This window comes from Gordonibacter pamelaeae 7-10-1-b (assembly GCF_000210055.1).
Taxonomy (GTDB): domain Bacteria; phylum Actinomycetota; class Coriobacteriia; order Coriobacteriales; family Eggerthellaceae; genus Gordonibacter; species Gordonibacter pamelaeae.
The window spans coordinates 3,301,452-3,302,527 of the sequence record NC_021021.1 but is presented as its reverse complement, the minus strand read 5'-3'; the positions used below and the strand labels follow the sequence as shown (position 1 = coordinate 3,302,527).

The 1,076-nt window shown below is 73.2% G+C and carries 1 protein-coding gene; it reads left to right on the top strand.

Annotated features, from left to right (window positions below; genetic code table 11):
* A partial coding sequence (locus tag GPA_RS15175) for an ATP-binding cassette domain-containing protein (protein ID WP_083809174.1) occupies positions 1-1,076 on the top strand: 1,076 nt, incomplete at both ends.

The following is a 1,076-nucleotide window of genomic DNA, read 5'->3' as shown; positions in this document are numbered from 1 at the left end:
CGGTGCCGCCGAGGGGGCCGCGCAGGTGGGCTACGTCGCGCAGAACCCGGAGAACCAGCTGGTGTGCGACACCGTATGGCACGAGCTGGCGTTCGGGTTGGAGAACGTGGGCCTCGGCCAGGACGCCATGCGGCGGCGCGTGGCCGAGGTCGCGCACTTCTTCGGCATAGAGCCGTGGTTCCGCGCGTCCGTGGCCGACCTGTCGGGAGGCCAGCAGCAGATGGTGAACCTGGCGGCCGTGCTGGCCCTGCAGCCGCGGCTGCTCGTGCTCGACGAGCCCACCGCGCAGCTGGACCCGGTGGCCGAGAAGAACTTCCTGCACGCGCTCTTCCGCGTGAACCGCGAGCTGGGCATCACCGTCGTCATGGCCACCCACGCTCCGGAGGCCACCGCCCCCTACGCTACCGACCTCGTGGAGCTGGCGAACGGCCAGGTGCGCCCGGTTGCCGTTCCCCCGATCCTCGCACCCGTCCCTGCTTCCGCACCTGCGGCGCCTCGCCTGACCCGCGAGGTGTCCTCCGCCCGCCCGATCCACGAGGCGCTTCCCGCCGCAACCCGCGAGGCGCCCCCCGTCCTCTCTTTCCGCGATGCGCACTTTCGCTACGCGCGCGAGGACGGCTGGGTGCTGCGCGGCTTGGACCTGGACGTGCGCGCGGGCGACGTCCATGCCGTCGTGGGGGGCAACGGCTGCGGGAAGTCCACGCTCCTGCGCCTGGCGGCCGGCGTCCTCAAGCCCGAGCGCGGCCGCGTGGCCAACCGCCTGGCCGCCCGCCAGGCGCTGCTGCCCCAGAACCCGAAGGCGCTCTTCGTGTGCGACACCGTGGCCGACGAGCTGCGCGAGTGGCAGCGCGGTTGCGGCTACGGAGACGATGCGGTGGATGCGGCGCTCGAGCGCTTCTCGCTCGCGGCGCATGCCGCGCGGCATCCCTACGACCTGTCGGGCGGGCAGCAGCAGCTGCTCGCCTTCGCGAAGATCCTGCTCACCGACCCCGACCTGCTGCTGCTCGACGAGCCCACCAAGGGCCTCGACACGCCCACGAAGTGCGCGCTGGCCGGCGCGGTGCGCGCCTGCGCCC